The 19,495-nt window shown below is 36.2% G+C and carries 20 protein-coding genes; 4 read left to right on the plus strand and 16 right to left on the minus strand.

Features of this window, described 5'->3' with window-relative positions:
• Positions 1 to 5: 5 nt before the first annotated feature.
• The 8 genes from LB452_RS01325 to LB452_RS01360 form a co-directional block, all read right to left on the minus strand.
• A complete protein-coding gene (locus LB452_RS01325) occupies positions 6 to 1,514 on the minus strand; it encodes a proton-conducting transporter transmembrane domain-containing protein (protein ID WP_224459917.1) in 1,509 nt (502 codons plus the stop codon).
• Positions 1,511 to 1,864 carry a Na+/H+ antiporter subunit C gene (locus LB452_RS01330; protein ID WP_224459918.1) on the minus strand — a complete coding sequence of 118 codons (354 nt, stop codon included), beginning with the start codon at positions 1,862 to 1,864 and terminating at the stop codon, positions 1,511 to 1,513. The genes LB452_RS01325 and LB452_RS01330 overlap by 4 nt, the downstream gene beginning before the upstream one ends.
• Positions 1,865 to 2,278 carry a Na+/H+ antiporter subunit B gene (locus tag LB452_RS01335; protein WP_224459919.1) on the minus strand — a complete coding sequence of 138 codons (414 nt, stop codon included), beginning with the start codon at positions 2,276 to 2,278 and terminating at the stop codon, positions 1,865 to 1,867.
• A gap of 1 nt (position 2,279) precedes the next feature.
• Entirely contained in the window at positions 2,280 to 4,586 is a 2,307-nt protein-coding gene (locus tag LB452_RS01340) for a putative monovalent cation/H+ antiporter subunit A (protein WP_224459920.1), read from the minus strand.
• A gap of 153 nt (positions 4,587 to 4,739) precedes the next feature.
• A complete protein-coding gene (locus LB452_RS01345; protein ID WP_224459921.1) occupies positions 4,740 to 5,150 on the minus strand; it encodes an OsmC family protein in 411 nt (136 codons plus the stop codon).
• 87 nt (positions 5,151 to 5,237) lie between these two features.
• Positions 5,238 to 5,444, minus strand: coding sequence for a putative signal transducing protein (locus LB452_RS01350; protein ID WP_224459922.1), 207 nt, complete (start codon positions 5,442 to 5,444; stop codon positions 5,238 to 5,240).
• Positions 5,445 to 5,459: 15 nt separating this feature from the next.
• On the minus strand, positions 5,460 to 6,509 hold the full coding sequence (gene thiL / locus LB452_RS01355; RefSeq protein WP_224459923.1) for a thiamine-phosphate kinase: 1,050 nt from the start codon (positions 6,507 to 6,509) through the stop codon (positions 5,460 to 5,462).
• A gap of 138 nt (positions 6,510 to 6,647) precedes the next feature.
• Positions 6,648 to 8,417: a glycoside hydrolase family 15 protein gene (locus tag LB452_RS01360; RefSeq protein WP_224459924.1), complete on the minus strand. Its 1,770-nt coding sequence runs from the start codon at positions 8,415 to 8,417 to the stop codon at positions 6,648 to 6,650.
• A 174-nt stretch (positions 8,418 to 8,591) separates the two neighbouring features.
• On the opposite strand from LB452_RS01360, the gene LB452_RS01365 reads away from it, so the two are divergent.
• From LB452_RS01365 to LB452_RS01375, 3 genes are all read left to right on the plus strand, one after another.
• Positions 8,592 to 10,799, plus strand: coding sequence for a bifunctional alpha,alpha-trehalose-phosphate synthase (UDP-forming)/trehalose-phosphatase (locus LB452_RS01365; RefSeq protein WP_224459925.1), 2,208 nt, complete (start codon positions 8,592 to 8,594; stop codon positions 10,797 to 10,799).
• A 15-nt stretch (positions 10,800 to 10,814) separates the two neighbouring features.
• Complete coding sequence (locus LB452_RS01370) at positions 10,815 to 11,060, plus strand: hypothetical protein (protein ID WP_224459926.1); 246 nt, start codon at positions 10,815 to 10,817, stop codon at positions 11,058 to 11,060.
• A gap of 67 nt (positions 11,061 to 11,127) precedes the next feature.
• Positions 11,128 to 11,616 (plus strand): hypothetical protein, encoded by a 489-nt coding sequence (locus LB452_RS01375; protein ID WP_224459927.1) that lies wholly within the window; start codon positions 11,128 to 11,130, stop codon positions 11,614 to 11,616.
• A gap of 232 nt (positions 11,617 to 11,848) precedes the next feature.
• Here LB452_RS01375 and LB452_RS01380 read toward each other — a convergent pair whose 3' ends face one another.
• Positions 11,849 to 12,976: a pectinacetylesterase family protein gene (locus tag LB452_RS01380; RefSeq protein ID WP_224459928.1), complete on the minus strand. Its 1,128-nt coding sequence runs from the start codon at positions 12,974 to 12,976 to the stop codon at positions 11,849 to 11,851.
• Positions 12,977 to 13,134: 158 nt separating this feature from the next.
• Here LB452_RS01380 and LB452_RS01385 point away from each other — a divergent pair, with 158 nt between their 5' ends.
• The gene (locus LB452_RS01385; RefSeq protein ID WP_224459929.1) at positions 13,135 to 14,064 is read left to right on the plus strand and encodes an alpha/beta hydrolase; all 930 of its coding nucleotides are present in this window, start codon (positions 13,135 to 13,137) and stop codon (positions 14,062 to 14,064) included.
• Positions 14,065 to 14,195: 131 nt separating this feature from the next.
• Here LB452_RS01385 and LB452_RS01390 read toward each other — a convergent pair whose 3' ends face one another.
• From LB452_RS01390 to sufD, 7 genes are all read right to left on the minus strand, one after another.
• Complete coding sequence (locus LB452_RS01390; protein ID WP_224459930.1) at positions 14,196 to 15,095, minus strand: DUF3078 domain-containing protein; 900 nt, start codon at positions 15,093 to 15,095, stop codon at positions 14,196 to 14,198.
• Positions 15,096 to 15,171: 76 nt separating this feature from the next.
• The gene (locus LB452_RS01395) at positions 15,172 to 15,681 is read right to left on the minus strand and encodes a DUF2480 family protein (protein WP_224459931.1); all 510 of its coding nucleotides are present in this window, start codon (positions 15,679 to 15,681) and stop codon (positions 15,172 to 15,174) included.
• Between the two features lie 3 nt (positions 15,682 to 15,684).
• Positions 15,685 to 16,008 carry a DUF59 domain-containing protein gene (locus tag LB452_RS01400; RefSeq protein ID WP_224453401.1) on the minus strand — a complete coding sequence of 108 codons (324 nt, stop codon included), beginning with the start codon at positions 16,006 to 16,008 and terminating at the stop codon, positions 15,685 to 15,687.
• 4 nt (positions 16,009 to 16,012) lie between these two features.
• Positions 16,013 to 16,447, minus strand: a complete 435-nt coding sequence (locus tag LB452_RS01405) for a SufE family protein (RefSeq protein ID WP_224459932.1) — start codon at positions 16,445 to 16,447, stop codon at positions 16,013 to 16,015.
• 1 nt (position 16,448) lies between these two features.
• The gene (locus LB452_RS01410) at positions 16,449 to 16,880 is read right to left on the minus strand and encodes an META domain-containing protein (protein ID WP_224459933.1); all 432 of its coding nucleotides are present in this window, start codon (positions 16,878 to 16,880) and stop codon (positions 16,449 to 16,451) included.
• Complete coding sequence (locus tag LB452_RS01415) at positions 16,877 to 18,115, minus strand: aminotransferase class V-fold PLP-dependent enzyme (protein WP_224459934.1); 1,239 nt, start codon at positions 18,113 to 18,115, stop codon at positions 16,877 to 16,879. The genes LB452_RS01410 and LB452_RS01415 overlap by 4 nt, the downstream gene beginning before the upstream one ends.
• Positions 18,116 to 18,163: 48 nt before the next feature.
• The gene (gene sufD, locus LB452_RS01420) at positions 18,164 to 19,477 is read right to left on the minus strand and encodes a Fe-S cluster assembly protein SufD (RefSeq protein ID WP_224459935.1); all 1,314 of its coding nucleotides are present in this window, start codon (positions 19,475 to 19,477) and stop codon (positions 18,164 to 18,166) included.
• Positions 19,478 to 19,495: the final 18 nt, after the last annotated feature.

The raw sequence follows: 19,495 nt of genomic DNA on the forward strand, positions 1-19,495 counted from the left end.
TAGTGTTATCGTTTTAAAACTGCGTTGATGTACATTTCGTTGTTCATTAGTTCAGTTGCAATTCTTTGTGACAACTGCTGAATGTGCTCTGCACCAAAACCTATATATAAAGTTACAAAAGTTAGAAACGCTACAGGAAAAACAAAAGTGAACTTTTGTCCTAATCGCAATTGGTCGAAATAAATGAATTTCTTTGGAAAATTGATTTTCGGCTGATCTTTCCAAAACACTTCAGCCCATAATTTCGCAATGACTATAAGAGTAATTAAACTTCCAAAAATTAAAGCTCCAAAGAGCCAGTATTCTTCAGCATTGAAACTCGCCAGGATAAGAGATATCTTAGGCCAGTAACCTGACAGTGGTGGTATTCCTACCAAAGAGAAAAGCGGGATTGCCATCAACAAACTCAGTTTTGGATAGTTGGCATATAATCCACCAAGCTTTTTCATGTTTGTAGTGGTTTTGATTCTGTAAATTAAACCACCCATCAGGAACAGATTGGTTTTAATGATGATATCATGGATTAAATAAAAGATAACACCAGCCATGGCCACTTCAGTAAATAAAGCCAGTCCCCCTATCATAAAACCAATATGGCATATGATAAAGTACATGAAAACCTTCTTAATATTATTTTGAATAATAGCTCCAACACCTCCACTGAAGATGGTCATGATTGCCATAGTGAGCAATAAAACAGTTAAAAATGAATCCTCTGCATAAATCAAAGTAAAAACACGGATAAGTGCATAAACACCCACTTTAGTAAGCAAACCTGCAAATATTGCTGAAACCGCCGAAGGGGGTGTATGGTAAGAGGCTGGAAGCCAAAAATAAAGAGGAAATATCGCTGATTTAATACCGAATCCGACTAAAAACAAAACGGCACTTATTTCTACAAGGGTTGTATTTTCAACCTCAGCAATTTTAAGTGAAATATCGGCCATATTCAATGTCCCTACCAATCCATAAAGCACACCCAAGGCTGTCAAAAATATCATGGAAGCAAAGAAATTGAGCGCAAAATACTTCACAGCACCTTCCAGCTGATTTCGCTCACCACCTATACTGATTAAAACAAAAGAGCTAATAATTATAATTTCGAACCAGACGTATAGATTGAAGATGTCACCAGTTAAAAAAGCACCGTTTAGTCCTAATAATAAAAAATGAAAAACGCTAAAATAGCCAAATCTTAATCTTGCCTTTATAACAGAAATAGCAGAAAATATCGATACTGCAAAGCCCGCAATCGCTGTTAGAAGCACTAGTGTAACGGCTAACATATCACCGACAAATACTATCCCAAATGGCGCAGGCCAATTCCCTGACTCCACGACATGAGTACCATTGTTATAAACAAAAACAAATGCCCAGATGGCGACCACTAGTGCTACTGCATTACCGACAATACTTACTATTTTTTGGAGATTAATCTTATTCCAAAGAAACATAAGTAGAATACTAAAAAACAAGTGAACTACAAGCGGTAGTATGATGATATCGTTTGTCATGAATCTTCGTCTGTTGTGTTAAGTTGATCTAGATCGTCAGTTTTTAAAACTTTGTAAGTTCGCTTTACAAGGATAATTGCAAAAGCCTGTAAACCAAAACTTATAACTATCGCTGTCAAAATCAAAGCCTGAGGAATTGGATCGGCATAGACTCCTTCCAAAACTTTTTTTGCTGAATCTATTATAGGAGGTTCTCCTTTGGTAATTCTGCCAAGTAAGAAAATCAATAGATTTACTCCATTACCTAGCAGGATAATGCCCAAAATGAGCTTTACCATACTTCTGCGCAAAATCATATAAATGCCAGAAGCATAAAGAACACCGGTAATAATTGCTAATATAATTTCCATTTAAACGGATTCTGATATTGTAAAAATAATAGTCAAAGATGCGCCTATTACAACAAGGTAAACACCAAGGTCAAAAAATAATGCAGATCCTATCGCTCCGATCACCGGAATTGGATCTTCTGCCCAAATACCTGTCATAAGGGGTAAATCTGAAAATAAAATAGGGGATATTCCACTCAAAAAAGCAATAGCTAAACCAAACGGCATCAAAAAACCTGGATGGATTTTTAATACTGATTTTGTCTTGTCTAGTCCATTTGAAAAGGAATCCAATACAAAAGCGATGGAAGCTACTAAACCACCCACAAAGCCTCCACCTGGCAGATAGTGACCTCTTAACAGTATGAAAACTGAAAACAGCAATAATACTGGCAAAAGGTAGCTTGAAGCAGATTTTAAAATTATAGTTCTCATATTATTTTTTATCTCTCGTTTTCAACCTAAGCTTTAAAAGTCCAAATACGCCCAATGCAGCAACTATAAGTACAGATATCTCGATCATTGTATCTATTCCTCTGAAATCGACTAAAATGACATTGACAATATTTTTACCATGGGCCAATGTATAAGCATTTTCAGCGTAGAATTCAGAGATTTCAGTATTTTTAGGTTCGTTTAGAACCTTTAAAATCAGTAAGGTGATTAATATCCCAAAGCTGATAGATAAGACCCCATGTTTTATTCTCACCCCTGTATCGGAAAGTTTTAGATACTTTGGTAGTTTGTAAAGAACCAAAACAAACAAAATAACAGTAAGCGTATCTACAGAAAATTGAGTCATTGCCAAATCCGGAGCACTATAAAACAAAAACAATAAACTAAAAGACAATCCAACTACACCTAACGCAGCAACAGCGGCCAGTCTTGATTTTGTAAATACAGTGTATAAAACTCCCATGAGTAGCATCAATAGAATAGATATTTCATACACTGTAAGCTCCGTAAGCGATGAATAATCAATACTTAAAGAGAAATCAGAGAAAATAAGATATCCTAGGAGCAGAATTAAAAACAGAACAATTGTAGAAATATAATGTCTTAGGTATCCAGTCTGGAAAAAGTTGGTCCACAATCGGGAAAATTCTGCGAAGCCTTCAGATAATTTCAACGTCAAATCTTTGGGAGCAATTTTATCTAATTTGGCAATTGCGTTTTCTAGATTATGCTTTGGTTTCAATGTAAAGTAAAGAATAGCTCCTAGTGTGATGGTAATGGCACTAAGCCCTAAAACCGAATTGAAACCGTGCCATAGTTTTAAGTGAAACTCTTCAAACTCAATCACCTGTGTCATTGCGATAGGCTTTGCAAAGGCTGTTTCAATAAGTCCTGGAAAAATACCAAACACAATTCCGGCTAGAGTCATGATAAGTGGAGGCATCCACATCAGTGGACTTGGTAGATGTAGTTTCTCAAATTTCTGCGGAAGCTTACCCATAAATGGTTTTACACCAGCAACAAAGCCTCCGTAAAACAATAAGATTTTGGTAAGTATAGCCAGAACTGTAAGAAATATTGCAGCGTCTTTAAAATGCAATGTCGCTTCATAAATCAAATCCTTTCCTACGAAGCCAAGTGTTGGTGGAACACCACCACTTATAAGTGCAGCGATAAAACCAGCTATAGCTACAGGAAGTAAAACTTTTCTCAATCCTGATAACTGGGTCACATCTCGAGTCCCTGTTTCATGATCAATAATTCCGGTAATAAGGAATAATGAAGCTTTATATAAGGCATGCACTACAATAAAAACGGCTGCAGCGACAAGGGCAGCCTGAGTACCAATTCCTATCAAAAACACTAAAATTCCTAAAGCTGAAATCGTGGAATAGGCCAATATTCCTTTCAGGTCTGTTCTAAAAATAATGTGAATTGCAGAATATACCATGGTGACGGCGCCAACAACAATCAAAATCGTATGCCAGATTTCGTCTCCATTCAAGATAGGAGTCATTCTAAAAAGAAGGTAAACTCCAGCCTTTACCATCGTTGCAGAGTGCAAATAAGTCGAAACTGGCGTTGGTGCTTTCATAGCTCCAGGCAACCAAAAATGAAATGGAAACTGAGCCGATTTTGTAAAAGCTGCCCCAAAGATCAAAAGTAAAATAAGCAAATAATGGGAGCTGTCCGTAATTACATCTCTCATCATGACCATTTCAGAAATACGGTAAGTTCCTGCAACCTCTCCGAGCAAGACAGCACCACCTAAAAGTAATAAACCGCCAATACCAGTAATACCCAGAGCTGTAAGTGCAGATTTCCTGGAGTCGGCTTTATCATTGTTGAAACCAATTAAATAAAATGAAGAAATACTAGTTAACTCCCAGAAGATAAATAGTGACATAATGTTGTCCGAAAGGACTAATCCCAACATCGCCGCCATAAACATGCTCAAATAGCCGTAAAAACGATCCAAGTATTTATGGTCTTTTAGGTAAGCCGATGTGTAAAGAAATACCAGTGAACCTACACCGGTAATCATTAGAGCAAATAGAAGTGCTAGACCATCTAGCGTAAAACTTAAGTTGACACCAAAACTTGGTATCCATTCATAGTTTTCATAGATAACCTTACCATCTGCAATCTCAGGTAGAAATGTAAGAAAATATATAAAAAGACTTAGTGGGACTAAAGATGATAGAACAGCAAGTTTACCCCTAAAATAAGATCCTGCGAAAACAAGAAATAAAGAAAATAAAAATCCTAAAAGTACTGCTCCAAGCATGCTTTAATTTATTTTTTTACAAATATATTGATATTTCACTAAGGGAGCATTCGATTATATACTTTGGACGAATGCCTGATATCTTTATGATAGTTTACAAATAAAAATGCTGTTGAATATACAACAGCTTACTTATGAATCTTATAACTTGATTTAATTTAATGTGGACTCTACAGATATTTCTGTGTCCAACAATTTTGAGATAGGGCAATTCTTTTTTGCTTTATCTACAAGCTCATCAAATTTACTTTGATCTATTTTATTAATTTTAGCTTTCAAAATGAGGTGAGATTTCGTGACATTTCCGTTCTTCAAAGTTACTTCTCCTCTAGTCTCTAAACTTTCCGGCTGAAATCCCTCTTCAGTCAGAAAAGCAGATAATTGCATAGAAAAACAACCGGCGTGAGCAGCGGCAATCAACTCTTCTGGATTGGTGCCTTTTCCTTCTTCAAACCGAGATTTAAATGAATATGGAGTTTGATTCAATATTCCACTCTGCGATGAAATTGACCCCTCACCATCTTTTACATTTCCTTTCCAAACTGCCGTTGCATGTCTAATCATAATTAATTTTTTCTAAATTTAGATATTATTCTCTGCATGCATTTGGTTTTCAAATAACATTAACCAATTTACATCATCTGAGAACTGCTAATTCTCAGATTGGAATTTACTGATAAATTCTTTTGCTTTTTTTTCATCACTCTCTTTCACTAAAAGTTCATAATGACCAAAAAGACCAGCATAAGAAGAATCAGAATTATCAAGTTCAAAACATTCAATTCCTTCAGAATCAAGAAGATTTTTAATTCCCATCAGTTGAACTTTAGATTTTGTAGAGTATACTTTTGTATTCATAATAGCGAGTTTTGATTAATCTTCCTCTTCCATACCATTCCAACCTCTGGCTTTGATAGGAATTTTTGTATTCATCCTTGAAATTAAATGAATGCCTTCACTCTGTTCTGCCATATGTCCAATGACAGTAAGATTGGGATTTGCTTTTATTTTTTCAAAGTCAGATTGATCGATTGTAAATAAAAGTTCATAGTCTTCACCTCCGTTCAAAACTACGGTGGTAGAGTCCAACTCAAACTCTTCACAAGTCGATATACACAATGGATCCAAAGGTAATTTATCTTCAAATAAATTGGCACCCACCTTAGAATGCTTGCATAAATGCATCAATTCTGAAGATAATCCATCGCTGATATCGATCATTGACGTTGGTTTTACTTCCAAAGCCTTCAGCAATTCTACAATATCTTTTCTGGCTTCTGGTTTCAATTGGCGTTCTACAATGTAAGTGTATTTTTCGAGATCGGGTTGAGCATTAGGATTCACTTTAAAAACTTCATTTTCTCTCTGCAAGACTTTTAGACCCAAAAAAGCACCGCCCAAATCTCCTGAAACCACCAATAAATCATTTGGCTTGGCTCCACTTCTGTAAGTAATATCTTCAGATTTTGCCTGTCCTATCGCGGTTATGCTTATCGTTAAACCTTTAATTGCTGAAGTCGTGTCACCACCAACCACATCAACATTATATAAATCTGCTGCAGCTGTAATTCCACTGTACAACTCTTCCAAAGCTTCCACCGTAAATCTGTTGGAGCAAGCGATGGATACTGTGATTTGCTGAGCTTCAGCATTCATAGCGTATACATCAGACAAATTGACCATCACAGCCTTGTACCCTAAATGTTTTAGCGGCATATAGGCCAGATCGAAATGAACACCTTCTACCAAAAGATCTGTGGTGACAACAGTATGTTCATCGTGATTCAATACTGCAGCATCATCACCTATGCTTTTTATAGTCGAGGTGTGTTTCACTTTAAAAAACTGAGTTAGGTGATCTATTAAACCAAATTCTCCTAGCTCTGATAATTTAGTTTTGCTGTCTTTAGTATTTTGAAACATGGATTTTATTTTAAAAATGCAAAGTTACTTAAAGGATTTTGAAACATTGAAACTATTTGTTAAGAGTCAAATTCGAAACCTAATAACTCACAGGCCAAAAAAAATGATGACTTTTTTAAACCTCCTGTTTACAAGATTTTAGTTTGATTTAGACAAATTGATTGCCGTTTCTATTAAAGCCAAATGAGAATAAGCCTGTGGGAAGTTACCCAACAAGCGCTTGGTTTCAAAATCGATATCTTCACTCATTAAGCCTAAATGATTGGAAAAACCAATCAATCGCTCAAATTGACTTCTCGCCTCTTCCACTTCCCCTATTTTGTTCAAACTGTTGATGTACCAGAAAGTACAGATCGTAAACGACGAACTTGGCAAACCAAAATCATCTTTATTTTTGTAGCGGTACAAAAGTCCGTCATTGGTCAAATCTTTGCCGATGGCTTTTACCGTGCTGATGAATTTAGGGTCTTTAGCATCAATAAAACCATAAGACTCCATCAATAATACGGAGGCGTCCAAGTCTTTGGAACCATAAGATTGAGTAAAAGCTTGCATTTCTTCATTCCAGGCGTTTTCTAAAATATCGTTTTTGATCGCTTGTTCCAAAGTTTTCCATCGCTCGAGCTTAGAAGTTTTATTGAATAATTCTGAAATTTTTATAGCTCTATTAATAGCTACCCAACACAGTACTTTGGAAAAGGTAAAGTGACGATCTTCAGTCCTAAATTCCCAAATCCCTTTATCTGGTTCTTGCCAGTGCTTTCCAACTACCCAGGCGATACCTTTGGTTATGGTCCACAATTCTTCCTTATTATCGGTATCATTTTTAAATTTCACCAATTCCTGATGTATTACGTCCACCAGAATTCCATAAATATCATTTTGCTTTTGTGCATACGCCGCATTTCCAGTTCTCACCGGCTTTGAATCTTTGTATCCGGAAAGGTGAGTCAAAATCTTCTCAGTGAGTTCCTTCTCTTTATTGATCCCATACATGATTTGAAGCTTCTCATTTTTATCTGGAATCAAATCAATGATAAACTGAAGATAGCGCTTTGTCATTCTTGTATGACCGAGTTGAGAAATCACTCTCACCACCATTGAGGCGTCCCTTATCCAGCAAAATCTATAATCCCAATTCCTTACTTCTCCAATAGTTTCTGGCAAGGAAGTGGTAGCAGCAGCTAGAATAGCACCTGTTTTATCATAACTCAATAATTTGAGTGTCATGGCACTTCTCAAAATCATATCGTTATATTTTTCAAAACGTGGAGTATTATCCGTCCAGTTAATCCAATACGCCAATGTATTTTTAAAATCCATATGGATAGAATCCATACTTGGCAAATCAATCTTTTCGTTATAAGACATCAGAAAAAAAGCATCTTTCGTAAGTTTTATTTCTTCTGAATTTGCTACCGCTTCTTTTGAGAGTGACGTATATAAAAATAAGGTATCAAATTCATCAGCTTCTGTGAGAGCAACAATGAAATCCTTTTTGATATAAATTTCTGTATTGCCTAAAGCATATTCCAATTTTGGAGAGTAATCTACTTTAAGTTTCGGTTCTCCCTTAGTAACTTTTAAATATCTTATGACTTCGGGAGGAGCGTGATAAGTTTTATCATTTTTTTTATACCTCGGCAAAAAATCATACACCTCAAAAGAGGCATCTTCAGAAGTAAATTCAGTTTTTAGAATACAGGTATTTTCAACGTAAGTCTGGGAAATTGTATAGGAATCCTCAACATTAAAGGCAAAGTGTCCCCCTTTTTCATCATCAAGCAATTTAGCGAATACTGAAGCTGAATCAAATTCTGGCAAACAACACCAATCCAATGAACCTGTTTCAGAAACTAAAGCAGCCGTTCTACAATTTCCTATAATACCGTAATTAAAGTTATTCATATATAAAGTTTATTAAAGCAAATTATCGATCTCCCCTTATTAAAATAAGGGGTTGATTTTATTGTCATCCTAAATTTAAGAGTAAGCCCCTTAAAATTAGCCCTTCTATGAGAGATTAAAATCTTATTTTTATAAAAATAAGTGAAATAATTCAACCAAAAGAACTTTTTTGAGATGAATAAAACGATAATTGTTTCGAACCGACTACCACTGCAAGTAAGCATTAATGACGATGAGCTCGAAGTCACCCCCAGTGTTGGTGGACTGGCAACAGGGCTCAAAACCGTACACAAAGATGGAAATGGAATCTGGATCGGCTGGAGTGGATTAACCAGCGAAGAATTGAATCCAGAGCTGGAAGCCAAAGTCAATGATGCTGTCACCAAAGAACAATGTGTGGCTGTAAATTTGACGCAAAAGGATTTAGACTTATATTATTATGGTTTTAGCAATCGTGCCTTATGGCCTTTATTTCACTACTTTATAGAATATACCGAATACAACACGGAATCCTGGGAAGTCTACAGAAGCGTTAACCAAAAATTTGCAGATAAAGTCCTAGAACACGCGGTAGATGGTGACAAGGTTTGGGTTCAGGATTATCAATTATTACTGGTCCCGGCGATGGTCAAAGCCAAGAAACCAAATATTTCAATTGGTTTTTTTAATCACATTCCATTCCCTTCCTATGAGATTTTCAGAACCTTCCCCAAACGTAAAGAACTTCTGGAAGGCATGCTTGGCGCAGATCTTATCGGTTTTCATACTTACGATTATGAACGTCACTTTTTAAGTTCGGTCAAACGGATTTTGAGTCTGGAGGTGAATTTCAATAAAGTCACTTACAACAATCGTATCATAAAAGTTGATTCTTTCCCCATGGGGATTGACTATGAAAAATTTGAGCAAGCCGCTCTAGATCATGACAAAATGAATGAAGATGAAAAATCTGAAATTCAAAAACGTCTCGACCAGCACCTTCAGAAAGAAGACGGCGTCAAAATGATTCTTTCCATCGACAGGATGGATTACACCAAAGGAATTCCTAACCGGATCAAAGCCTTTGAATATTTTTTAAAAAAATATCCTCAATTTCAGGAAAAAATTCGATTAATCATGCTGGCTGTGCCTTCTCGATCGCAGGTACCTCAGTATCAAAAATTGAAACAAGAAACCGACGAGCTTGTAGGACGCATCAATGGTGAATTTTCTACCGTGAGCTGGACGCCAATCTGGTATTTTTACAGAGCACTTCCATTTCAAAATCTAATTGATCTTTATACCTCGTCGGATGTAGCACTGATTACACCCGTAAGGGATGGTATGAACTTGGTCGCTAAAGAATATATCGCCACACGCACTCGTGAGGACGGCGTGTTGATCCTTAGTGAAATGACAGGTGCTTCCAAAGAATTGAATGAAGCTTTACTCATCAACCCCTTCAATAACGAAGAAATTGCAGATAGCATCAAGCAGGCGCTAGAAATGCCTAAGCCTGAGCAGCAACAAAGAATGCAGGCTCTACAAAAGCGTGTTTCCAGATATAGCGTTAAAAAATGGGCCAATGAATTTATGAATTCACTCAACCAGGTTCATAAAGTTTATCAGATCATCGAAGCCAAAAAGGTGGAGAATTCAGATATTGATACTTTTAAAGCTAAAATCAAATCCAAGGAAAAGAAACTTTTGTTTTTAGACTACGATGGAACTTTAGTAAATTTTACCAAGCAGCCCGAAAACGCCAAACCAGATCAGGAATTGTATGCTATTCTGGAAAAGCTCAACGCGATTGACTCGCTTAAAATTGTGATCATCAGCGGTCGTGACAAGAAAACCCTAAATGAGTGGTTTGGACATACGCCATACACTTTGGTATCGGATCATGGCGTGTCGATGCGTCTTGAAAACGAAGATTGGAAGATGATAGAACGTCTCAAAACCGACTGGATGGAAGACGTCCTACCTGTTTTGGAAACCTTCGTAGATCGAACGCCGGGAACTCTTATTGAGAAGAAAAAATATTCTCTGGCCTGGCATTACCGAAACACCGATTTGGAACTGGCTCAAAAACGATTGGTAGAGATCCGAACCGTACTCACCAGCTTTATTTCTAATACTGATTTGACTTTGCTTGAAGGCAACAAAGTGCTGGAGATCAAAAGCAGTAAAGTGAACAAGGGCCGAGCCGCTTCGAATCTAGCAGACCATTTTCCTGCGGAACACATTTTTGCCATCGGCGATGACTGGACCGATGAGTTTATGTTTGAAGAACTCCCGGAAAAAGCGCACACCATAAAAGTGGGAGTAAGGAAAACTAAGGCCAAATATTACGTTAACAGCGTTGAAAATGTAAGGTCACTTTTAAAAACTCTAGCTGAATAAATTTATAATGTATTCATGAACAGACAACTCAAACTGATTTGGGACTTTAAAGGCCCCAATGCCGAAAAAACCGCGGAACATCACGAAATCCATCTGAAGGATTTTATACAAATGAACCCTGAGTTTGATTATAAAACCGGCGTAGAAAAACTAGCAGACTTCCAGCACATCGCCTTTATGATTGTGGATGAAAAAGACATGAAAGCTATCCGCGACCGCCTTAAACCTCATCGGGGGCAGGTGTATACTTCAGGTGAATAGAATTGATTTTATACCAAAAAGTTATCTATTTTTGAGGATATAAATTTTTGTGTATCATTTGATTAATATGACAATTAAAATATTTTTGTTTCTGTTTATTTTTTCTTTTTCAGGTTTTGCTCAAGAACCCTTAAAGAATGAATCAAATGATACAATTAACTTTTTTCTGAAAATAGAATTTGAATTGAATGGTATCCCAACTAATGACAAATTTGAGTACGACAGATACATTGAGACTCTTGGAAAACCAGATATAGAAAAAATGGGTGGGCCTGAAATAATTGCAGAATTTGGATGCGATGATTTTAGGCTAATGTTTTCAGAGAATCAAATAATCGCCGGCTTATGCTATCTCTCAGATGCTTATATAACTGAGAAAGGAATTGACATCAATGGACTTGAAATTAGAGATGATCGAGAAAAAGTAGAAAGCATTTTTAAAATAGAAACCAAAGACAAAAGGGAAGTTTGGATTTGGGGAAATTCTTTACTAATAATCTATTTTGATTCTAATAATCATATTATTGAAATGCGCTTTTCTCAAAAAGTAACTTAAAAAATAATGTGCAAAACATCCAGTATAGTAAATAGCGTTTAAAAGCTAAGTCGAAAACTTCTGAATGTTAAAAACGTAAAAGTTTAACTGAAAATTAAACTCATATCTAATATCTCGAGGCCATTTTAGATATAAAGACTCCTTATAATTTTCCATAAGCCAACCAAATATTTTAGATCGCTTAAACGAGAAGCAAATAGATGAGATTGTAATAATGAATAAACTTTAGAGCCTATTCAAATAAATCTTCAACTTCTCCTTGTCTCAATTGAAGTAACCACTGGTTAAGTGAAGTACCATTTATGCTTTGTGAGAGGTTAGCATCTCCAAGAAATGTATGGGACGTTCCTGTTTTATAGAAGACTTTCCAGTTGTCAAGATTGTCTAGCACCTCAGATTTCAAATCCAGCAAGCCACTTTTGAATGCTGCACCACTTACAAGAGTTTGTGGTGGGTAATTACAATTTTGTTGTCCAAAGCTATAGAAAACTGTATTAGTGCCGTCTTCGTAATAGCTCAAGAAACCAAAATTATCTTCCGGATACTTTAGAGAGGAATATTCGTAAACTTTTTGGATATCGTAACTATAGGTTTGTTGAACAATTGTATTCAAATCTGCAGGCAAAGACGCTGATATATTCCATAGGGATTCCCACTGCTCCACCAAACATGGGGTCAGCAAGCTTTCATCCCTAAAAATTTGTCCGGCATCAATGATGGCTGTCGTAGGAACATTATTAGCAAGACTGGTTTTAAGCTGAAAATAATTAGGCATCACCCCAAATCCACCTGCGCTTGATCCTGCAAAAACAACTTCTGAAAGACCTCCATTGCTAGTAAAATATTCGTTCAAGTCACTGAGTATAACACTGAAGTTGTTAGCGCCTACCATGGCTTGATCGCTTGGACCGTTATTGGGAACATCTGCAGAGGGATTTGTACCCACATGGACATCGCCAGTTGCGTAAGGCACAAAAATGACATTCCAGTCCTTAAATTGATTTTCATCGGACTCCCGATTGAGTAATAATGATTGTTCCGAAGCTAGCCTTTCGTAAAAATCCTCTTCAGAAAAGCGATCAAGGTTAAAATTGCAAGTAATTCCATTGAAGCAAGCTCCACCACCATCCAGAAATATGAATAGTTTGTCAGAATTTGGATTTATAACTGCTCCATATCCCATGGATTCCATATTCCTGGAAGTTAAAGATTCCCTAGGAATCCAAACAGCAATATTGCTGCTATCGGTAGCCACTTTTTGCAAAGTTAATTCACCTCCTTCCTCTACAAAAACAGGATCATCATCGCTACAACCTAAAACTAAGATTGACAATACTATTAATACCAGGTAGGTTTTCATAAGCTTCTTATTGGATAATAATTGAATGCTCTAATATAGTGACGTTAGTCTTGAAGTATACATTTAACGACAAAGAAATTGATGAAGCTTATTTTTAAGAGTCGATTATTGTAGTGGTGGTGATCGAATAAGTAAATTAGTAAAATAATTAAACCACTATGAAAATCATATCCACGCTCCTACTTTTCCTGCTGTTTGCATATACTTCAATAGCTCAAAACTTAGACATACAAACCTTTGGAGATCCCAAAGATCATGCTGTCATTTTTTTACACGGTGGACCTGGATATAACAGTGTCTCCTTTGAGCAAACGACGGCAGAGAAGCTTGCCAATAACGGTTTTTTTGTGATTTCCTACGACAGACGTGGCGAAGGAAGAAACGAAGAACTGGAAGCTGAATTTACCTTTGAACAGACGTTTAAAGATTTAAATGGAATTTACAGTGATTATAATCTTGAAAAGACCACTCTTGTAGGTCATAGCTTTGGAGGCATTGTGGCTACCTTCTTTGCTGAGGAATTTCCAGAGAAAATTGAATCTATAGTATTAGCGAGTGTGCCGATGTCGATGCAAAACACCTTTAGAACTATCATTGAGTCGTCTAAAAAGATATACCAGGATAAAGAGGATAAAATTAACTTGAGCTACATTGATCAGCTGGAACAAATGGACACTTCAGCTTATGAATATGCTGCTTATAGCTTTATGCACGCCATATCCAATGGTTTCTATTCGCCAAGTCAACCAAATTCCAGAGCTAAAGAACTTTATCAAACTATAAAATCGGATTCATTGATCTTGAAATATGCTTCAAAATACACGTATCTGGCTCCGATGAAATTCTGGGAGAATGAAGCTTATACTAGTATAAACTTAAAGAAAAACCTAAATCATCTGAAAGAGGAAGGTCTTGAAGTTTTTGGGATATATGGAAAAGAAGATGGATTGTATAGCAAAGAGCAAGTAAATGATCTGAAAACTATCTTGGGAGATCACAAAGTGGAATATTTAGAAAATTGCTCACACAGCGTTTTCATAGATCGCCAGCAAGAGTTCATCAATCTCCTTATCGGATTGAAAAAATAAGTTGTTTGATAAAACTCAATTTTCAGTAAAAGCCCAACGCTCCTGGTAGTAGCGGAAACCCCAAAAGGAGTTTTTCTAGTGTTGTACTGCTAGAGCGTTGCAACGGATAGCAGTTTTAGGCAACCTAATCCTTAGAAATTATAATTGAATCCTACGCCTAATACTTCTCTTACCTGGAAGCCTCTTACAGCATTATCGTCATAAATAGCCTGAAAGGTAAAATTAGCTGAAATGTATTCGTTTACACTCATCACTAAGTTAAGTGTGTAATCGATATCGACATTTTGTGGGTCTTCCAGATAATTGGAATAAAGTCCTAATACGTTTCCAACAGTAATGTTCTCCATTAATTTAAATTTGACAAAAGCATTGATAGATGCACCAAACTCAGTCCGTATAGTTTCCCCTTCATCTAGACCAAAGAAATCGCCATCTACGTATCCAGGAGTGGTCGTAAATTTCGAATTGGCAGTAATGATTCGACCTGTAACTGGAGAAATATTGACTCGTATATCATCACTTTGTTTCCATAAGGCACCAACACCCAGTTGTGTAAAGGCAGGTGACATGAATTGAGTCCTTAGGTCTCTGATTTGATTACCTTCTGCATCTTCACTAAAATCGTAACCTTTGTCAAACTGTGTCCTGAAATTCACAAAGCCTGAAGTGTACCATTTTGATTTATCAATTTGCCTACCTACCGTAGAATTAATTTCTAATCGATCACTGGTTTTCCTGTAGAATTTCTGGTCTTTGGTTTTGTTGATACCATAGTCCCCTAAAATTTTGGTGTCCCACGTCCACTTTTCTTTGTTGTAGTTGATGTCATAATTGATTACAACATTGGCAGAATAATTACTTGTCCCACCACCTTGCCAGTCATTATTGAAAGCCGCCTGGTTTATTAAGAATTGAAAGCTACCTTCTGTAGTCCAGGTAGAATCCTTTGGAGTTGAAGTATCGTCATCGGATTGAGCTTGGGTGAAATAGCTCACAAAACAGGTCATAACTAAACTTAAGAAATATTTCATTTTTAGCTTTTTGTAAGCTACAAATGTAAATAATTTAATAAGAAAACTTTCCTCAGATTTCTGGTGAAGTAAAACGCTATTTTTTGGGTTTCTTGTAAAGTGGAACTGCAGAGCAGGCTTCCCCATACATAATAGATTTGGCTACTGGCTGAAGTTTTTGCAAGGCCAGCAAATAAGCATTTTCTGGCACGGGCTTGTTTGAACAACCTTTGATGATCACAGGTTTATCTTCATATTGTGAAAAATCAACATTTTGAAGGGCTTCCTGATAAAGTAAAGAATTAAGAAATTCTAAATTTCCAAAAACTACTTTTTTAGAAAACTCATTCAAATAGGACGTAATAAGTAAATAAGCCCAGCCGGGAATTATTGCATCGCTAGAGCAATGTAAAGCCACATAAGCATCTTGGTATTGAGACCAGTCTTGATTTTTTAAAATTGTTCTGAAGTCTTTTTCTTTAAGGATTATGCCTTCGAACAACCAGTCTTTGATATCAATTTGCTTGCGTTCACCAGCAGGATAGTAATCTTCTAGGTTGAAAGTTTTAAGCGAACTTAAAGCTACTTTGTTGACGATTTCAGTCATAAACTACAACATTCCCAATTCCAACTTAGCTTCTTCGCTCATCAATTCTTGTGACCAGGCGGGGTCAAAGGTCAGTTCTACTTCACATTCATTCACCCAATCCAAAGACGCTGATTTTTCCTTAACCTCTTGTGGCAAAGATTCTGCTACTGGGCAATTTGGCGAGGTTAAGGTCATAAGTATTTTAACATCGTTGTCCTCGTTAACAAAGACGTCGTAGATAAGACCTAATTCGTAAATATCAACAGGTATTTCCGGATCGTAAATCGTTTTTAAAACTCTTACGATGTCTTCCCCTAATTCTTCTGTGTTTCTTTCTTCAGCCATTTGTTTAAGCTTTATTTTGTTGTTGGCTATTGTAAGCAATAGCGTACATTTTCATCTGTTTGATCATACTCACCAATCCATTTGCTCTGGTCGGTGATAAATGTTCTTTAAGTCCAATTTCATCGATAAAGCTGGTATCCGCATTCATCACATCTTCGGGTTTTTGACCTGAAAATACTCTTATAAGAATAGCAATAATTCCTTTGGTAATGATAGCGTCACTATCGGCAGTATAATTTACCTGATCGTCATCCATTTCAGCATAGACCCAAACTTTACTTTGGCAACCCTTGATAATGTTTTCTTCGATCTTATGCTTTTCATCGATAAGCGGTAGAGACTTACCAAGCTCTATCATGTATTCATATCTTTGCATCCAGTCTTCGAACATACTGAATTCTTCAATAATCTCTTCTTGTCTTTCCTGTATACTACTCACGTTAATCTTTCTTTTTTGCCTTGATGACGATTTCGCCATCTTTATTTTTAAAATTTAGTACCTGCTTTGAGTTTTCAAATTGGGTTACTGATGCTGCTTTTTGAAAAAATAAATTTTCAAACTCCATAGCATCCTCGCAGTACATCTTGGTAGCTGAAGCATAGCCTAAGTCAAGCTTTTCACCATCTAATTTGTAACTGAAATTATAATTATTACAACCAGAATATCCTGATATAGTTGAATTTTCTGGATTCACTTTTAAAGTAAGCTCTGCATCTGAAACCTCTTTATCTCCAAGTTGGGTAATTACATAACTTTGAGCTAGCAATTCATCTGATGTCATTTTACCTTGCGTTAATGCTTTACAGGAACCCAATAAAAAAACAGTTGATAATAAAATTATACTCACTTGGGACTTTAAAGTTTGTTTCATAATAACATTGATTTTGCTTTCTTTAAAGCAGTTATAAAAGAGTCTATTTCTTCTTTGCTGTTGTAAAATGAAAAAGAAGCACGAACAGTACCAGGAATTTTATAAAATTCCATAATAGGTTGAGCACAATGGTGACCTGTTCTTACAGCAATTCCCATTTTATCTAAAAGAGTTCCTATATCATAAGGGTGAAGTCCTTCAATATTAAAGGATAATACGGCTGTTTTGCGATCTGGAGTTGTTCCATAAATTTCTACACCTTCAATTTTTTCAATTTCTGAAGTTGCATATTTCAAGAGTTCCATTTCGTAAGCTGCAATCGCATCAAAACCAATTGCATTCATGTAATCTAAAGCAGCTCCAAAAGCAATACCCCCAGAAATGTTCGGAGTTCCAGCTTCAAATTTATGAGGTAAGCCTGCATAAGTAGTCTTATCGAAAGTGACTTCAGAAATCATTTCTCCACCACCTTGGTAAGGCGGTAACATGTTCAGAAGGTCTTCTTTACCATATAGCATCCCTACTCCTGTAGGACCACAAATCTTATGAGCAGAAACCGTATAGTAATCAACGTCCAGAGCTTGAACATCTGCTTTGATGTGAGGTGCAGATTGCGCTCCGTCAATTAATACTCTTGCATCGACTCCATGTGCCAAATCAATAATTTCCTTCACAGGGTTGATAGTTCCCAGAGCGTTAGACACATGATTGACAAAAACCAGCTTCGTATTTTCATTCAAAAGTTCCTTATAAGTGTCCATTTCCAATTCTCCTTTATGAGACATTGGAATGACTTTTAACTTTGAGCCAGTCTTTTGACATAACATTTGCCAAGGCACAATGTTGGAATGGTGCTCCATCGCAGAAACCAGAATTTCGTCTTCTGGCTTTAAAATTGAAGCATATCCATTGGCCACCAAATTGATGCTGTGTGTTGTTCCTGCCGTTAAGATAATTTCGTGAGCAAATTCAGCATTGAAATGCGCTCTCACTTTTTCTCTTGCACCTTCATAAGCATCCGTTGCGATTTGAGACAAGGAATGTACACCTCTATGGATGTTTGCATTTTTATTTTCGTAGTAATCAACAATACAATCGATTACTTGGGTGGGCGTTTGTGAAGTCGCCGCATTATCAAAATACACGAGAGGTTTTCCATTAATTTCTCTACTTAGAATAGGAAAATCTTTACGTATTTTTTTTATATCTAAAATTTGTTCAGAAGTATTCGTCATTTTCTTTTCGTTTATATCACTTCTAAACAAGTTGACTGAATTGAAATCTTAAAGATTGAACCCAAGTTCAACGCCTAGCTTCAATGCAATTTGTTTAGTTATTCTTTTTTTGATTTCTGGAATTTTTACGCTATCCAACACGTTGTTAGCAAAGGCGAACATCAATAATGCTCTGGCTTCCTTTTTAGGAATACCACGAGATCTCATATAGTACAAAGCTTCATTATCTAATTGTCCAATCGTACAACCATGACTACATTTCACATCGTCTGCAAAAATTTCAAGCTGTGGTTTTGAGTTACATGTCGCAGTATCATCAATGATGATATTGTTGTTACTTTGGAAAGCGTTGGTTTTTTGAGCTATTCTATCTACCAAGACATTCCCGTTGAAAACGCCTACAGATTTTTCAGAAAAAATTCCTTTATAATCTTGGTGACTTTCGCAATTGGGTTGTGTATGATGAACTAAAGTATTGTGATCCACATGCTGCTTACCTTCCAAAATGGTCACACCTTTTAAAATAGAATTACAATTCTCACCGTGCTGATAAAACTTTAGATTATTTCTTGTGATTTTACCACCTAAAGAAAATGTATGCATGGAGCAAACACTATCTCTTTCCTGTTTGATGAAAGTATTATCAATCAAGGAAGATGATGTTTTATCATTCTGAATTTTATAATAATCCACCTCAGCATTTTTACCCACATAGACCTCTGTTACAGAGTTAGTCAGCACAGGATTTTCAGTAAGGCTTTGATGTCTTTCTATAATTTGCACATGTGCACCTTCTTCAGCAATGATTAAATTTCTTGGCTGAATCATTAAAGCAGCTTCATTACTGGTGAAGAAATTCATCACCTGAATAGGTTTTTCAGCTACAACATTTTTGGGTATTCTGATGTAAGCCCCTTCTTTCGCAAAAGCGGTATTTAAAGAAGACATGCTTTCTTCGGGCACTATCTTATTAAAATACTTATCTATAACTGGCTTATACTTTTCTTTATCTAAAGCAGAAGACATCAGACAAGCATCAAGCTTATCGTGAGTCGTTCTCGACAAATGCGAAGAATAAATACCATCTACAAACACAATAGTGTAAGTGTCTATATCGTGAATCAGGTATTTTTTTATGTCTTTGTAATCTATGGCATCTTCCTTTTTAGGGAAAATGCTATAATCTTCTTTCAATATAGAATTGAGCGATGTATACTTCCATGCTTCTAGCTTTTTGGTAGGAAAACCAGTTTGCTCAAAGAATTTTATCGCTTTATTTCGTACTTGATGAATGTCGTTCTCCAGATCCACATGCTCTTCAAAAGCAAGATAGGAGGACATTAATTTTTCTTTAAGTTCCATAATTTAAAATCGTTTTGG

Source organism: Psychroflexus longus (assembly GCF_020164595.1).
Classification (GTDB): domain Bacteria; phylum Bacteroidota; class Bacteroidia; order Flavobacteriales; family Flavobacteriaceae; genus Psychroflexus; species Psychroflexus longus.

Coding starts and splice junctions, on each gene's coding strand:
- LB452_RS01325 (WP_224459917.1), bottom strand. CDS start 1,514: ATGACAAACGATATCATCATACTACCGCTTGTAGTTCACTTGTTTTTT.
- LB452_RS01330 (WP_224459918.1), bottom strand. CDS start 1,864: ATGGAAATTATATTAGCAATTATTACCGGTGTTCTTTATGCTTCTGGC.
- LB452_RS01335 (WP_224459919.1), bottom strand. CDS start 2,278: ATGAGAACTATAATTTTAAAATCTGCTTCAAGCTACCTTTTGCCAGTA.
- LB452_RS01340 (WP_224459920.1), bottom strand. CDS start 4,586: ATGCTTGGAGCAGTACTTTTAGGATTTTTATTTTCTTTATTTCTTGTT.
- LB452_RS01345 (WP_224459921.1), bottom strand. CDS start 5,150: ATGATTAGACATGCAACGGCAGTTTGGAAAGGAAATGTAAAAGATGGT.
- LB452_RS01350 (WP_224459922.1), bottom strand. CDS start 5,444: ATGAATACAAAAGTATACTCTACAAAATCTAAAGTTCAACTGATGGGA.
- thiL (WP_224459923.1), bottom strand. CDS start 6,509: ATGTTTCAAAATACTAAAGACAGCAAAACTAAATTATCAGAGCTAGGA.
- LB452_RS01360 (WP_224459924.1), bottom strand. CDS start 8,417: ATGAATAACTTTAATTACGGTATTATAGGAAATTGTAGAACGGCTGCT.
- LB452_RS01365 (WP_224459925.1), top strand. CDS start 8,592: ATGAATAAAACGATAATTGTTTCGAACCGACTACCACTGCAAGTAAGC.
- LB452_RS01370 (WP_224459926.1), top strand. CDS start 10,815: ATGAACAGACAACTCAAACTGATTTGGGACTTTAAAGGCCCCAATGCC.
- LB452_RS01375 (WP_224459927.1), top strand. CDS start 11,128: ATGACAATTAAAATATTTTTGTTTCTGTTTATTTTTTCTTTTTCAGGT.
- LB452_RS01380 (WP_224459928.1), bottom strand. CDS start 12,976: ATGAAAACCTACCTGGTATTAATAGTATTGTCAATCTTAGTTTTAGGT.
- LB452_RS01385 (WP_224459929.1), top strand. CDS start 13,135: ATGAAAATCATATCCACGCTCCTACTTTTCCTGCTGTTTGCATATACT.
- LB452_RS01390 (WP_224459930.1), bottom strand. CDS start 15,095: ATGAAATATTTCTTAAGTTTAGTTATGACCTGTTTTGTGAGCTATTTC.
- LB452_RS01395 (WP_224459931.1), bottom strand. CDS start 15,681: ATGACTGAAATCGTCAACAAAGTAGCTTTAAGTTCGCTTAAAACTTTC.
- LB452_RS01400 (WP_224453401.1), bottom strand. CDS start 16,008: ATGGCTGAAGAAAGAAACACAGAAGAATTAGGGGAAGACATCGTAAGA.
- LB452_RS01410 (WP_224459933.1), bottom strand. CDS start 16,880: ATGAAACAAACTTTAAAGTCCCAAGTGAGTATAATTTTATTATCAACT.
- LB452_RS01415 (WP_224459934.1), bottom strand. CDS start 18,115: ATGACGAATACTTCTGAACAAATTTTAGATATAAAAAAAATACGTAAA.
- sufD (WP_224459935.1), bottom strand. CDS start 19,477: ATGGAACTTAAAGAAAAATTAATGTCCTCCTATCTTGCTTTTGAAGAG.